General features: G+C 38.4%; 11 protein-coding genes and 1 pseudogene. 9 read left to right on the top strand and 3 right to left on the bottom strand.

The annotated features are described in order from the left end of the window. The first annotated feature begins 260 nt into the window (after positions 1-260). From F4694_RS12795 to F4694_RS12780, 4 genes and pseudogenes are all read left to right on the top strand, one after another. Positions 261-422: a hypothetical protein gene (locus F4694_RS12795; protein ID WP_179598409.1), complete on the top strand. Its 162-nt coding sequence runs from the start codon at positions 261-263 to the stop codon at positions 420-422. Positions 423-435: 13 nt separating this feature from the next. Beyond that, on the top strand, positions 436-714 hold the full coding sequence (locus F4694_RS32655; protein WP_179598407.1) for a hypothetical protein: 279 nt from the start codon (positions 436-438) through the stop codon (positions 712-714). 431 nt (positions 715-1,145) lie between these two features. Beyond that, a complete protein-coding gene (manA, locus tag F4694_RS12785; protein WP_257029224.1) occupies positions 1,146-2,090 on the top strand; it encodes a mannose-6-phosphate isomerase, class I in 945 nt (314 codons plus the stop codon). A 320-nt stretch (positions 2,091-2,410) separates the two neighbouring features. Beyond that, positions 2,411-2,743 (top strand): annotated as a pseudogene (locus F4694_RS12780) (DJ-1/PfpI family protein); the annotation flags it as partial. 638 nt (positions 2,744-3,381) lie between these two features. Here F4694_RS12780 and mngB read toward each other — a convergent pair. The 3 genes from mngB to F4694_RS12765 form a co-directional block, all read right to left on the bottom strand. Beyond that, positions 3,382-5,991, bottom strand: a complete 2,610-nt coding sequence (gene mngB / locus F4694_RS12775) for a mannosylglycerate hydrolase (protein WP_218895638.1) — start codon at positions 5,989-5,991, stop codon at positions 3,382-3,384. Between the two features lie 66 nt (positions 5,992-6,057). Further along, positions 6,058-7,998: a PTS 2-O-a-mannosyl-D-glycerate transporter subunit IIABC gene (gene mngA / locus F4694_RS12770; protein ID WP_179598400.1), complete on the bottom strand. Its 1,941-nt coding sequence runs from the start codon at positions 7,996-7,998 to the stop codon at positions 6,058-6,060. A gap of 142 nt (positions 7,999-8,140) precedes the next feature. After that, a complete protein-coding gene (locus tag F4694_RS12765; protein ID WP_257029223.1) occupies positions 8,141-8,872 on the bottom strand; it encodes a MurR/RpiR family transcriptional regulator in 732 nt (243 codons plus the stop codon). A 77-nt stretch (positions 8,873-8,949) separates the two neighbouring features. Here F4694_RS12765 and F4694_RS12760 point away from each other — a divergent pair, with 77 nt between their 5' ends. The 5 genes from F4694_RS12760 (at position 8,950) to F4694_RS12740 (ending at position 15,874) form a co-directional block, all read left to right on the top strand. Beyond that, positions 8,950-10,086, top strand: a complete 1,137-nt coding sequence (locus F4694_RS12760; RefSeq protein ID WP_179598397.1) for a glycerate kinase family protein — start codon at positions 8,950-8,952, stop codon at positions 10,084-10,086. Positions 10,087-10,235: 149 nt separating this feature from the next. Further along, positions 10,236-11,180 carry a mannose-6-phosphate isomerase, class I gene (manA, locus tag F4694_RS12755; RefSeq protein WP_257029222.1) on the top strand — a complete coding sequence of 315 codons (945 nt, stop codon included), beginning with the start codon at positions 10,236-10,238 and terminating at the stop codon, positions 11,178-11,180. A gap of 872 nt (positions 11,181-12,052) precedes the next feature. Beyond that, the gene (locus F4694_RS12750; RefSeq protein WP_179598393.1) at positions 12,053-13,075 is read left to right on the top strand and encodes a LacI family DNA-binding transcriptional regulator; all 1,023 of its coding nucleotides are present in this window, start codon (positions 12,053-12,055) and stop codon (positions 13,073-13,075) included. A 68-nt stretch (positions 13,076-13,143) separates the two neighbouring features. Further along, positions 13,144-14,508: a glycosyltransferase family 4 protein gene (locus F4694_RS12745; RefSeq protein ID WP_179598391.1), complete on the top strand. Its 1,365-nt coding sequence runs from the start codon at positions 13,144-13,146 to the stop codon at positions 14,506-14,508. A 34-nt stretch (positions 14,509-14,542) separates the two neighbouring features. After that, positions 14,543-15,874, top strand: coding sequence for an ABC transporter substrate-binding protein (locus tag F4694_RS12740; RefSeq protein ID WP_179598389.1), 1,332 nt, complete (start codon positions 14,543-14,545; stop codon positions 15,872-15,874). Positions 15,875-15,916 lie beyond the last annotated feature (42 nt).

Here is a 15,916-nt window from a genome sequence, read left to right as displayed (position 1 = left end):
ACCTAATATTTTTTAATACCCTATCCATTTTGCATTTTTAGCTATATATATCAGGTTGAAGGAACTGAAAACCTACAGCTGGATTGCTACAATTTAATGGCCGATACAAGATTCCCTTACAACTAGGATTTAGAAAGGATATTGTTTTTTTAATGTTAATCTGTAACAGATTAATCATTTAGACAAAATCATATTTTATTGGATATTAACCCATTAATGAAAACGCTGTAATTACCAGTGAAGTTAAAGGAGGGGTTAATATGCAAGTGAAAACTGAGATAGATGTTAGAAGAAATGAGCAAAATCCTCTTATTTCACCAGAGGATGTGAAGCCTTCTCGTAGTGATTTTACAATTGAGTGCGTTTTCAACGCGGGTGTGGCGAGATATAAAGATGAAGTAATCCTGTTGATGCGTTGCTGAGAGACCTGTTCAAGTGAATCCTGAGGTTCTACGTGTACGGGTTTTAAAAGAGATAGATGGAGAATACGTAGTTGATGTTTTAGATATTGATAGAAATAATTCAGCATATGATTTTTCTGATCCCCGAAAAGTGAAGCAAATTGACATTGATACCTATGTGTTCTTAACATCGATGTCGCATTTACGAATTGCTCGTAGTAAAAATGGTGTGGATTTTGAGGTGGAAGAAAAGCCATTTTTATACCCTAGCAATCGGTATGAAGGTTTTGGATGCGAAGATCCACGTATCTAAGGTGAACGATTAATGGGAAAAAATTAATAGATTGCTATAAGTGTTATATACCCTTGGGTGCAATGTGGCTGTCGTCAAATCCGTAAAAAGCGGGGAGGTCGGCAGTCTTATTGTTTTCACAGGAAAGCCATTCAACATTTATTTTACACAAAGATAGTTCTAAGTTACTGAGTACAAAGGATTTCGCAGAGTTTAATCAAACGATTAATTAGTTGATTTATAGCTAATCAAACGTTTGATTAAAAATGCTGTATTTCCTATTATGATGGGCTTTCTAGCAGAGAAAGAATAAAAAATTTGTTGATATTTGAATTGCTGTTATATAGCCACCCTCCATAAACACTATCTTTAGTATAATGGGTGTAATAAAAAACGGTGGCTGTCACCGCATTGTGGTAGTATATAAAATACATTTTTTAGGAGGAATCCAATTGCAACCTTTATTTTTGAAGCCAGTTTTTAAAGAGAGAATTTGGGGAGGTACGACCTTACATACAGCTTTCGGGTATGAGATTCCAAATGAACATACAGGAGAGTGCTGGGCGATTTCTGCGCATCCCCATGGACCATCAATCATTGAAAATGGTCCCTATGCAGGAATGGGATTGGATCAGGTATGGAGGAAACACCCAGAGTTGTTTGGAAATCCCATAGAAGAGGTTTTTCCACTGTTAACCAAGATATTAGATGCCAATATGGATCTTTCTGTCCAAGTACATCCAGAGGATAACTATGCAAAGATACATGAAAATGGCGAGCTAGGGAAAACGGAATGCTGGTATATCCTTGATTGTAAAGAGGATGCTGATATGATCTTTGGTCATAATGCTCAGTCAAAAGAAGAGTTAATACAACAGATTAACGAGGGTAATTGGAATGAAATGCTTCGTCGGGTAAAGATTAAACCAGGAGATTTTTTCTATGTGCCAAGTGGAACGATACATGCTTTATGTGAGGGGACACTCGTACTAGAAACGCAACAAAGTTCCGATACAACCTATCGTGTCTATGATTATGACCGTCGTGATGATAATGGAAACTTACGTGAACTTCATTTGGAAAAAGCCATTGATGTGACCACGGTTCCGCATCGTGAAACGGGTGTTACTCCAAGTGTGGAGGAGAAGGAAAACGTTAGGATTACAACTTTCGTAGAATCTGAGTTTTTCTCTGTATATAAATGGGATATCACTGGTAAGTCTACTTTCTCCTATGATGATCAATATTTATTGATGAGCGTGATTAATGGGGATGGAAGTCTTGTTCATGATGGGGAACGTTACACCCTAAACAAAGGAACGCATTTCATTATTCCTGTTGGTTTAGGAGAATTCAGTATTGAAGGAGATTGCCAATTTATTGTCTCCCATAAATAAAAGAAAGCGTAAATGGACTTTTATTAAGTTCTTTTACGCTTTTTTTGCCACTGCACTTTAATAGGGACACAGAAAAACTCAGAAAATTGTAATTGTTTATTCGCTCTCACTTTCGTGCTGCTCTTTAATTCAGTAGGAAAAGCAAAATTATATGAAAAAGCTTCCCGTAAACAGGAGGAGCCAGTTCCAGCTGGCAGCATGTACTAATAGGATTGAGTACCAACTGTAAAATCAAAAAGAATCCACATGGGTTACTAGTGGATTCTTTTTGATTCTTCACTGTAGTGATTGAGTTTAAATCTACAAGGGAATTGGATTATATGAGACTACAAGGAACGAAAATTATTAGCCTGGAGCATTATGAGTTTGAAGACTTGGAACTTTGGTATCCGATTTATAGACTTCGAGAAGAAGGAGCCATTGTCCATCTAGCTGGGGAAGAGGCCGGAAAAGAATATATAGGGGAGTACGGAGTACCTGCCCAATCGGAATACGCGTATGGCGATGTTAAGGCGGATAACTTTGATGCAATATTAGTACCAGGGGGATGGGCTCCAGATAAAATCCGTCGATTTCCAAACGTAATATCCTTAATACAAAAAATGAATGCAAGTGAGAAGGTAATTGGCCAAATATGCCATGCTGGCTGGGTAAAATAAAAAGCGTAAATGGGCTTTATTAAGGTCCTTTACGCTTTTTTGCTTTTCTAGTTCATATCCTTATGTAAAAAACGGTGATAAAATCCACAATATAAACGGTTAAAAATTCCCCCAAAAATAACAGATAATTGTCTCGATACAATAAAAATTATTGAGTGGAGAGGCAAACAGGGTAAAAAGTAATTTTTTTTAATAGCGATGCCCGTCACTCCCGAGTTTTGTCGAAAATGATAGGTTGTTTGATAGCTAAATAGTTATAGAATGGAGTTGCCCTGAAAATTGTTAGGGTGGGTGGTTGTCGATTTCTTTCCTGTTAGGAAAAGAAGTGATGATCATGGAAGCGTTTCTTGAACTGCTTGTCTAGTTTTCTCTAAAAGAACCTTAAAAAAATCGCAAACTATGAGCCTGTTTTTTTACAAAATTCGATTTCATTCAAAATATATGTCCGATTGGGTAAAAAAGAGAGCCGCTCATTGGGATTACCTGTTAAGTATTAGATTTTTTTAAATAAAAATAAATTTTTCCTGATATTTTTATAAAAAATTTTTTACTGGAATAGCTATAAATGATGTACAAATATACCAAAAAGGCGTGAAAGATCCCTAAATTAGAGGAGCTCTCACGCCTTTTTACTATAATAGTACTGTTTTTACCTGATTATGTTTTACAGGAACGGTAAATTGGTTGTTTTCCATTTTCAACGGTGTAACTGCTTTTTCGTTCAGGTTTCCTTCTTGTACTTGATCGATGAAACGGTTGATAGTAAATGATCCGTTAATTTCTGTTTCAGTCGGGTTGAAGAATCGAAGAACGAATCGATCTTCTTTTTCTGCTTTTTTCAATGTGCTGAGAACAGTATTATTGCTTGTTTCTTCTAGGAGACTAAAACTTACTGGTGTTTTGATGCCAGTAGGATTTAATTTCATTGCGTTATAAGGTATTTTGTTGTACATCTGAATCGGTGTTGTATATTCCTTTGCGGCCCTGCCGACATTTGCATTGGTGGTTGAGCTTTTATGTGTTAGTATCGCAAACTCTAAGTTCAATTTACCAAGCATTTGTGAGTCTGGGGTTGGTAATTTAATACCGGATGGACGACCTGGTCGTCTTAGCATTTCTTCTTTACCTAATACACCGACGCTGCGGAATAAAGTAATCGCAATCGTATCATACTTTTCATCAACGATTTCAAATTCGCGTGTGCTGTTGGTTAGAACGCTAACTCCATGTTCATTATCAGAAAGACCAACGAATGTAAGCATTGGATAAATGGAATCTGGGCGCTCATCCCAATTTTCTTCTTTCCAGTAATCCATTGCTGAATCATAAACATTGCGCTTAATGAAACCGAATTGGTTGTCTGAAACTGAGAAGGAAGAAGCAATCCCGGTCGGAATCAATGTACGAAGACGATGATCCTTCGCATGGTTATTGATTTCAGCATCAATCTTTATGATTGACTGGTGATTAGGGATTCTTACTTTCCAGTGAACTTCAACAAATCGATCCACTTTATTCTTTTTACGGTTTTCTAAATCCCCAGGTACATCAAGCTTCACTTGAATATCGATTTGTCCTTCATAACGATTTTGAGTGATTTTTACATCTGCTTCAACATTGTCACTGTAAATAAGTGTTTCATCAGCAAGTGGTGAGAAGTCATATTCGTCACCATCATCTCCGCCGTTTTCTAAACGGAGCACTTGGTCAAACTCCTTTTCAAGCTGTTTGTCATAGATTTTCAACGTTCCATTAGGATTCACAGATATAACATAATAATCTGTTTCAATGGAATCTTTTTCAACCAGAGTATTACCCATATTGCTTTCTGCGTTGACAACAAAGTATGTTTTATAACCCATCGCTGGGATAGAATCTTGTAATTGAATCGTATATTGGAAAAATGGATCATAGTTGCCGTAGTGAACAATTTGACGGTCAATCAAGCCTGGATCCAAGATTTCTTTTTTCAATACTTCAAGTGGAATGGTACTTCCATCTGCATCCTCAAGTGTAAAGGAATTTAGTTTTGTAATAACAGTAGTGGTGACCACATCTTTACGCTCATAAGGAAGCAGGTTAAATGCTGTTAATCGATCCTCTTCACGAGTAGTGTCGATGGAATCGGTAATTTTTCGCTTATAGAATTCAATCAATTGATCGGTCTTTTCTTCTGCTAGGAAGAAACGGTTGATGATTTCACGATGAACTTTATCAGAGCAGCAGCAGCCGATACTGTCATGAGCATGGTTTTTCATGATTTCTTTCCAAATCAACTCGATTAAACCATGATGATATTCAAAGCCTAAAGAATAGGCAATGGAAGCCAATGGTTCCAAGATATTCGTGATTTTATTTTCGATCCGAGCGTTCGCTGCTTTAATATCCATACGAGTCGAATAGATGCTTCGATGAACACGCATGTATTTTCCGTCTAAAAATTCACCTTGAATCGTCGGTAAAGTTTGGTTCTTTTCTAGTTCTGCAAAGACATTTTCATATTTGCTTAGGAAAAATTCACGATCCGGGTATAACTTACGAAGTTTTTCCATGATCGTAAAAATGTTCTTTTGAATCGGCATTTGGTCGTGACCATTAGGAAGAATGATGTTTTCAGTTGTTGCCCCGCGGTCAAGAACAGTAAAGTATTTGTTGATACGTTCCTGTAGTTTTTCTTCATCTTCAGGAAGGTACTTACCAATGGCATAGCCTAATGGGAATAATTGAACAAGAACCTTAGAACCATCATCACTTTCCCAATAAAATTCCGTTTTATTTGTGCCATGACGTTCAGAAGTACCCCGCCAGAAAATCGAATACTTAATGTCAAAGCCATTTAAGATTTGCGGCATTTGAGATGATTGACCAAATGAGTCCGGCAAGTAACCAATCATCATTGGTTGGCCGAATTCCACTGTATCTTTTAGTCCGTATAAAAGGTTGCGAACAATGGATTCTCCGCCAACAACCATTTCGTCGGTTTGGGTATACCATGGACCAATGATAAGTTTACCTGCTTGGACGAGCTTGTGAACACGCTCTTTATTTTCTGGCTTTACTGCAAAGTAGTCTTCAAGGATGGAAGTTTGACCGTCCAATACGTAGTAAGGATAATCTGGATTGTTTTCAAGCATTTCCATGATTTCTTCCATATTGTTAACTAACAAAATCCGAGATTCTTCGGTTGAAAAGTACCACTCTCTGTCCCAATGCATGTGGGGTATGATATGAACTTTTTTCATGATGTCCTCCAAATATTTTAGGTACCTAAGGAATTTACCCTAGGTACCGTATTTTTTTTTCAATGATTATGCCGCTTGTTTTGTTACAGCTACTTCTTTATTTTCCTTTTTCAACTTGCTTTTTCTAGTGGCGATTAATAATACCATTGATATAAGAGCTCCGATAATCGCTGCTCCAAACCAAATGCTGGCAGCGAGAAGGATTGGTTGTCCTTGTACTAACGCTAAGGAGAAAATACCTGCACCTGGAACATTTAACCCAATATTGAAATAAGCAACAATTGCACCTGTTACGGCCGATCCTGCAATTAAGGAAGGAATTACGCGTAATGGGTCGTTAATCATGAATGGAATTGCGCCTTCTGTGATACCTGCTAAACCAAGAAGCCATGTTTGTTTCCCAATTTCCTGTTCTTCTTTTGTAAAATATTTTTTACCGATAATCGTCGCGCCTGTTACAGAGAAGGCGGAAACCATTTTAACAGAAGCAAAAGCGGCGTAAGGAACGATGTTTCCGCTCGCCATTGCCCCGATACAGAACGTGTAAGCCGCTTTATTTACTGGACCTCCCAAGTCAAAGGAAACCATGGCACCAAGGATGGCACCTAAAAGGATGGCGTTTGCACCTGATAAGCCCCCAAGCCAATCTACTAAGCCTTGGTTTAACGCAGCAAGCGGTTTACCGACTACGAATAACATGATGGAACCAACAACAAGAGTTCCTACAACTGGGTAAACCCAAAAACTAATGAATCCTGCAAAAGTACCCTTTGGCTGGATCTTTTTCTTTAAAAACTTTAAGAAGAAACCGGCTAAGAAACCGCCAAGCATACCGCCAAGGAAACCTGAGCCAATTAAGTTGGCTGCCACACCGGCTGCGAAACCAGGTCCAAGCGCTGGTTTATCCGCGATGGAGTAGGCCATATAGGCTGCTAGAATTGGTACCATCAACTGTCCGAGTAATCCGCCGCCAAGCTGTCTTAATAACCATAACCATGAACCTTCTTCCGCGTATACCTCTTGAAGACCGAATGCCTGTGAGATTAAAACGGCTGCGGCTAATGTCATACCACCGGCAACGATAACCGGGATAATATAAGAAATACCTGTTAGGATTGAGTCTTTAATTTCTGTTTTAAATGATTTTTCTCCTGTTTCATCTGCTACAGCAGCTTGATTTGGATTGTATTGCTTCTTAGGAGTCTTTTCAGCCTTATCCAATGCTTCATGGATTAAACTTGTTGCATTACGAAGCGGAGCTGCGACGGATGTTTTCACCTTTGGCAGGTGTGCGAAACGTTCCTCATTTTTAATCGCTACATCATTTGCAAAGATCACCGCATCTGCTTTTTTCAATAAAGTCGTTGTATGGCGATCCTCTATACCGTTTGCCCCTTGCTTTTCAACAAATACTTCGACACCTAATTCTTTACCTGCTTTTATAAGGGCCTCTGCAGCCATATACGTATGGGCGATTCCTGCAGGACAGGCTGTAATCGCGAGAACCGTTTTATTCAAACTTTTTGCCGCTTTTGATTCTTTTTCTGCTTCTACTTTGTCTAATGCATCATATAACTCGGCATTTGTTTTTGCATGTAAAAGTCTATTTTTATAAGCTTCGTTTGATAATCTTGTGACAAATTCTGAAAGTAATTGAAGGTGGGTAGAACCCGCTTCATTCTCTGGAATTGCCAATAGGATAATTAATTGTACTTGATTGTTCGGATCAATACTTTCCCAGTCTGATAGCGGTTTTTTCAGGGTTGCAACGGCAAACGATGCTTCCTTAACTGTTGTTGATTTTCCATGGGGAATCGCCAGTCCTCCTTCAAATCCAGTTGGTGATAGTTTTTCTCTATCTAATACGGCTTGTAGAAATTTCTCTTCGGAATGTATTTTACCCGCTTCACCGAGCTGGTTTACTAAGTACTGAATGGCTTCTTGTTTTGATTCAAAGACCTTTCTAGTACTAATTAAGCTTGGTGAGGTAAGAACTTGTAGTTGCATAATAGTTACCTCCATGTTGGTGTGAAAGTGTTTTCAATTTCATGGTCTTATCGTAACAAAAAAAAAATAAGAAGATCGATTCTTCTTATTTTTACACAAAGAGAAAAATATAAAGCGGTTTCATGTGTATATGTACACATTTTTAAAAATGGTCCCAATAAAATTGCGATAATGTCTGTATTATAACCATCACTGGTGTCCGATCAGTAATGTTGTAACCGTTCTTTGTTTTTTTAGGGGCATAGCAATAGAGATTGATTGCGGCTGCTTCTTGCAGTGAGTTCCGAGTAAAGTGGGTCAATGAAATAATCGGAATCTCCCTTTGTTTTGCTTTTTCAGCCATTTCGAGCACTTGTGGCGTTTCACCCGATAAGCTGACCAGGAATAAAACGTCGTGTTGATTCATTTGATCCAGCATATGAATCATTTCATGACGATGGATATAATGTTCCGATGTTTTACCTACTACTCGTAGATTACGGGCCATCATGTCACAAAAGTCAGCCGAGTCGCCAACACCAAAGAAAAGGACATGCTTTGACTCGTGTAACATCTTAGCAGCTGTCTCGATTCGTTCCATATCAATAAGGTCAAATGTCTTTTGGATAAAATAATAGGAACTATCCTCTTCAGGAGTTTTGGCCGAATCCAGTTCTTCCTTAATACTACTTTTGAGGTGTGAAAAACCATCATAGCCGAGCTTTTTTGAAAGTCGGGTAATGGTGTTAGGTACTGTGTACAGGCTGGCGGAAACGCTTTGAATTGATTGGTTGACAAAGTCCTGCCTGTTTTTTTCGATATATTCAACAATTTGGTCATCTGTATCATTTAACTTATATTCAAACTTATGTACGCGTTCTTCAAATCGCATCATGTTCACCCCAGGATTTCAGTCATTTTATTATAGCAAAGAAATAGAAGATTTCACTAAGGGTTTAGGAGGGATTCATCATGAATATTTTAGTAGCCATGGATTCTTTAAAGGGAAGCCTTTCATCCGTTGAAGCAAATAAGGCTATCGCAGAGGGGTTTTTACAAGCGAATTCAAATTTTATTGTCAAAACGGTGCCGGTTGCGGATGGCGGAGAAGGAACGGTAGAGGCATTGGTGTACGCTACAAATGGAAAGTTTGTGGAAACCGTTGTAACCGGACCGATTGGGGAGTCTGTTCATGCTAAATACGGGATACTAGGAGATGGAGTTACTGCGGTTATTGAGGTGGCGGAAGCTTGTGGATTACCTTTATTAACGAAGGTGAAACGTAATCCACGAATAACAACCTCATACGGTGTTGGCGAGATGATTTTACATGCCATCGACAAGGGTTGTAGTGGTATCATCGTTGGTCTTGGAGGTAGTGCGACCAATGATGCGGGAGTCGGAATGCTCCAGGCGCTTGGTTACCGGTTTTATAATCAGGAAGGCGGTATGGTTGGGTTTGGCGGTGCGGAGCTTAATAACATTGTCAAAATAGACGGAGAAAAGGTTGCTGAACGTGTAAAGAGCGTGAACTTTCGGGTTGCCTGTGATGTCACGAACCCGTTACATGGAGTAAATGGTGCAGCCTATGTATTCGGTCCGCAAAAAGGTGCCACTCCAGAAATCGTTTTGGAATTGGATGAAGGTCTGAGGCACTTTGCTGATGTAGTGTTGAATCAATTCGGGTTAAACCTGCAAGACATTCCAGGTGCAGGTGCAGCTGGCGGATTAGGTGCGGCATTTGCCGGTTTCTTGGGAGCTAAATTAGAATCAGGTGTAGATCTGATATTAGGTCAAGCTCGTTTCGAGGAGAAGCTCAAAGGAGTTGACCTCGTCATTACGGGCGAGGGAAAACTCGATGGACAAACCTCTATGGGTAAAGCACCCGCAGGAATTGCTAAATTGGCAAAAAGGAAGAGAATTCCCGTCATCGCACTGGCAGGTGACATTTCTGAAGGTAACCCATCCTTACACGAATCAGGTATTAGTGCCTACTTTACGATTGTGACCGGCCCTGTTGAACTGAAAACCGCCATGGTACCGGAAATTGCAAAAAATAATATGAAAAGAACGGCAGAACAAATCGGAAGAATTCTCATCATGAAGTAGATATGCCCGAGGTTATTTCCGTGATTTTATTATCTTCTTCTTCCAAAATAGTGATTATAATGAAATCACCCAAAACACCTTTATTTCGCCAACATTTATTAAAACAAATTAAAAATGGTGCCTGTCACCGGAATTTGGAGGTAATACTCTTGCAACCTTTATTTTTGAAGCCGGTTTTTAAAGAGAGAATTTGGGGCGGTACAGCCTTGAAAACAGAGTTTGGATATGATATACCAACTGAAAATACAGGAGAGTGCTGGGCGATTTCGGCACATCCAAATGGACCATCTGTGACTGAGAACGGCCCTTATGCGGGAATGGGGTTGGATCAGTTATGGAAGGAGCATCCAGAGTTGTTCGGTAATCCTAAGGAAGAGGTATTTCCCCTGTTAACCAAAATATTGGATGCCAATATGGATTTGTCTGTCCAGGTTCATCCTGAGGACACCTATGCAAAGGTTCATGAAAATGGTGAGCTAGGAAAAACGGAATGCTGGTATATTATTGATTGTAAAGAAGATGCCGACATGATCTTCGGCCATAATGCACAGTCAAAGGAAGAGTTAATTGAACAGATTAGTGAAGGTAAATGGAATGATCTGTTACGCCGTGTGAAAATTAAGCCCGGTGACTTTTTCTATGTACCAAGTGGAACGATCCATGCATTATGTGAAGGGACCCTCGTGCTAGAAACACAGCAAAGCTCTGATACGACGTACAGGGTATATGATTATGACCGTCGAGATGCAGATGGAAACTTGCGTGAACTTCACTTAGAAAAGGCGATTGCTGTAACTAATGTACCACATCAGGAAAACGGTGTTTCTCCAAAAGTAGAGGAGAGGGAAAATGTCACCATTACTACTTTCGTAGAATCTGAGTTTTTCTCTGTGTATAAATGGGATATTAGCGGTAAATCTACTTTCTCGTATGATAATCAGTACTTATTGATGAGTGTGATTAATGGGGAAGGAAGCCTTGTTCATAATGGGGAGCGTTATACAATAAACAAAGGTACGCACTTTATTATTCCGGTTGGTTTAGAAGAATTTAGTATTGATGGGGATTGTCAATTAATTGTTTCCTATAAGTAATTAAAAAGCGTAAAAGGACTTGTAAAAAGGTCTTTTTACGCTTTTTTATATTCTAATACAGGCAGGCTACAAGTCTAGACAATATTCTTCGTTAAATAAGTTTAAGAACCTTAACATCAAGAGGTAATTTCTAAATCTAATCAATCGTTTGATTAACAGCAATTTTTGTCATTCCAAGTCAAAATCTGTCTTCCACTTCAGGTTTTGTGGATGTATCTCAAATATTGTAACCAAGTCCTCGACAATAATTTATCATAAATAATAGCCAAAGTTCATTTTTCAAAAGGGCTCGTATCGATTCTAATCAAACGTTACGTTAACTTTTTTGATATTGAAAGTACTAGGGCCATGTCATTGGAAGAGACAGGTGCTTAACTTAGTTGCTTAACTAAGTACCTGGATGACTCTTGTTTCGAGCCGAAGGTCTTCCCAGTACTGATTAGGCTTGCTGCGGAGAGTGCTTAGTGTTGCATTACGATTACTTCCTGCAATCATTTTAAGGGTCTATCGTAGCGGAAAAATAAGAAGAGCGATTCTTCTTATTTGTACACATGTTTTTTTGGATTAAGCGTTTTCATGTGTATATGTACTCAATTTTAATAGTGGTCTCAATAATTTTGAGATAATTTCTATAATAGAAGTTATACGGAATAACTTGAAAAGAACTGCGGAGAGGCTTGGACGAGAATTGAATCGTTCCCTTTCGTGGGATGAATAAATGTTTATTAATAAGTCATGGTTTTATAGGTGTCTATTACAGAAGCATTAAAAAAATTAAAAAATATTTTATAAAAAAATTGTAAACGATAACAAGGTCATGTTAAGATGTATACAGATTCCAAAAACGTTTTCGGAAATTTAGGTGAAAAAGTATGACTTCTATTAAAGACATCGCGAAAAGAGCTGGAGTATCTGTATCTACAGTTTCTAGAGCACTGAATAATTACCAGGATGTTAATCCACAAACAAGAGAGAAAATAATTCAACTGGCAAGGGAATTAAATTATTTTGCTAATGCTGCTGCCAAAAGTTTAGTTCAAAAACGTTCTTATACCATTGGGGTTTTTTTTGGTGATCAAATGAACTCCGGGTTTGATCATCCATTTTTCCTTGAAGTAATCTCTGCTGTCAGAGAGGTAGCTGGCAATGCCGGGTATGACTTGCTTATCTTTACGAATTCTAATAAAAATAGAGCAACCTATACGACGCTTTGCAGAGAACGGGGAGTTGACGGTGTATTCTTGATTTTGACTGGAGAAGGGAAAAAGAAAAATGAGCAGCTGGTTGAATTACAAGAAAGCGGCATCCCATGCGTAGCGATAGATTTACCTTTAGAGGGTGAAAGATGCAGCTATGTAGAGTCAAACAACTACTTAGGAGCGAAGAAAGCTGTTAACTATTTGTTAGGCCTTGGGCATAAAAAGATTGCCTTCATCGGCGGGGATGAAATTGGTAAGCTTAGTTTTGACCGGCTATATGGCTATAAAGCTGGACTAAGCGAAGGTGGAATTGAGATCGATTCTGACCTAGTGAATCTTGGTTATTTCTCAGAAGAAAAAACGAAAGAAGCCACCAAAACCGTATTAAATAAACATAAAGATATTACAGCATTTTTTGTTGCAAGTGATAGTATGGCACTTGTTGTAATTGAAACTTTGATAGAAAATGGGTATCGGGTGCCTGAGGACATATCTGTTATTGGGTTTGATGATATTAAAGAAGCTTCACAACATAAACCAGCCCTAACCACAGTGAGACAATCAAAATATGTAATGGGCAGTGAAGCAATCCACTTATTGATGAAAATTATTGATGAAGCTACATATCGGCCATACCCAGTGGTGGTACCTTGTGAATTGATTATTAGAGAAACAACAGCTCCTTGTAAGAAATAATTTTTTTTTGCTTTTTACCAAAAACGTTTTCGGTAAAAAACAAAAATACATAAAATGAGGTGACAATTTTGAAAATAGCGTTAACCCACTTTCGAGTTGGTGAAACCGACGGAGTTTCACTTGAAATGGAAAAATGGAAACTGATTTTTGAACGAATGGGGCATGAGGTTGTTTTTTTAGCAGGAAGTGAAGGTTTAGTAGATTCATATATCATTGAAGAGCTTCACTATAAGCATCCTATTAATGAACGCATTGTTGAGAATGCTTATGACAACCTAAAGGATTATCCTGATGAAGATTCATTGAAAAAAGAAATTCTCGATTATGCACATACAATTGAGCAAAAACTACTAGATTTCATCCAAAAAGAAAAGATCGACATCATGATTCCGAATAATATTTGGTCCTTGGGTTGGGGATTGTCAGCAGGAATTGCCTTTACGAATGCGGCGAAAAAATCAGGGATAAAATTTGTCGCACATCACCATGATTTCCATTGGGAAAGGGAACGTTACAGCAAACCAACCTGCGGATTTGTCCAAGATTATCTTGAGGAATACTTTCCACCAAATCTAGATAATATCACTCATGTTGTCATCAACCAGATTGCCAAGAAAGAGCTGGAGGAGCGAAAAGGAATTATTGCAACGGTTGTTCCGAATGTTTTTAACTTTGAAGCTGAAACTTGGAAAGTTGATGATTATAACCAAGATTTTCGAAAGTCGATCGATGTAGGGGAAAATGACATTCTTGTCTTACAAGCTACCAGAATCACGGAAAGAAAAGCGATTGAGCTGGGAATTGAAGTCGTAAGTGAAATGAAAAGTGCCATTCATCTAAACAAATTAAAGCACCTTTATAATGGAAAATTGTTTAGTGAAAACAGCAAAATCGTTTATGTTTTAGCAGGCTTACCTGAGTCCACTCCTCAGTACCTTCAAGACTTAAAGAATAAGGCTGAAAGTCTGGGTGTAGATATCAGGTTTGTAAATGATAAAATCGCCCATTCAAGAAGCATCGAGAAAAATGAAAAGGTTTACTCTTTATGGGATGCTTACGTATTCTCGGATCTAGTTACATATCCTAGCATTTTAGAAGGTTGGGGGAATCAGCTGTTAGAGGCTGTTTTTGCAAATAAACCGATGGTTGTTTATGAATATCCGGTCTATTTAACTGACATTCAGGATAAAGGATTTTCGTTTATTTCACTTGGCGCTAAACATACAACAAATGATCAAGGATTAGTAGAAGTCGAGAATGAAAAAATCATATCAGCAGGAGCAGAAGCAAGGAACATCCTTTCTGATGCAAAGCTATATAAGGATGTCACGGATATCAACTTTGACATTGCAAAAAAATATTACTCCTATGAAGCACTATATGTATATCTGCAACATCTATCAATCTTCAATAAAGCAGCAATGCAGCTTTAATTGTATATAAAAATAATAGTAAGGGTGGTTTTTTATGAGAAAGTTGATTTTGCTAGTAATCTCAGTTTTGACACTGTCTTTAGGGTTATTGGGTTGTGGCAATGCAGAAGAAAGTTCAACCCCAGGTAAAAAAAGCGAATCAAAAGAGCCTGTCTCTATTAGAATGCAAATTGCATGGCCTAGTGATTCTGACAGGGGCTTAGCAGTTCGTGAAGTTTTGAATCAATTCGAAGCAAAGAATCCGAATATTAAAGTTGAATTGGTTGGTAGTGCTCAAGGAGATCAAAAATTATTAACACAGATCCTAAGCGGAAAAGCTCCAGAGGTCATTCAAGTAGCATACAGAGATCTACTTGGGCTGGCACCTCAGCAAGGATTTAACGATTTAACGAAAGAATTAAGTGGTCTGAAAGATAATTACTATGAGCAGTCTTGGGATCAAGCTTTATATGAAAAGAAAGTGTATGGACTTCCTTGGTTGGGGCATACGATTCAGTTAGTTTATAACAAAGATTTATTTGAGAAGGCTGGAATTAAAGAGGCTCCAAAGACGTGGGCGGAGCTATATGAAGCTGCAAAAAAATTAACTGTCGACACGAACGGAGACGGAAAAATCGATCAATATGGAATCGGGCTTGTAGGTAAGCAAACATATGATATCACTTGGATGGTTAATATGTTTATGACTCAGGCAGGGGCTGAGTTAGTAAAACAGGATGGAAACGAATATAAAATTGCAGTTAATTCACCAGAAGCAAAAGAAGCACTTGAATTTTACAAGAAGCTGGTTACAGAAACATCTCCTCCAGACACCACCAATAAAGATGGCGGAGGTGTAATGGCCGATTTCCGCAACCAAGTAGTCGCGATGGAATTCCAAGGTCCTTGGGGAGTTACAGACATTTGGAAATCAGGAAACACTTTTAAAGTTGGAGCCGCAGCAATGACGGAAGGTCCTGCAGGAAAAGGCGCAGATGTTTCGACTTATATGCTAAGCATCCCTACTGGAGTCGAAGGTGCAAAATTTGATGCATCAATTGAACTAATTAAATATCTAGGTTCTAAAGAAGCACAGGAAATGATCATGAAGGGTGAGAAAATCAACGGAGAATATTACCCGTTTCGAATTCCTATCCGTAAAGATCTTGCAGATATGCAATATTTAAAGGATCATCCAGAGTTCAATATTTTCATTGAAGGGTTAAAGTATCCTAGTATTTCAACACCGATTCCGGCATGGACACAAATTGAAACAGAAGTGTATACAAGTATCCTCAACCAAGTTGTATCTGGCCAGCTTAGTATTGAAGAAGGCTTGAAAACAATTGAAGAAAGAGGAAATGACATCATTAAACAGTCCAAATAAGTTTTTGGAGAAGAGCACCTATTTTAGGTGCTCTCCTTGTGA

The sequence above is a fragment of the Neobacillus driksii genome (assembly GCF_013409995.1).
GTDB lineage: Bacteria > Bacillota > Bacilli > Bacillales > Cytobacillaceae > Neobacillus > Neobacillus driksii.
Note: the sequence above shows the minus strand (reverse complement) of the source record. Positions and strands in the feature narration are given on the sequence as shown.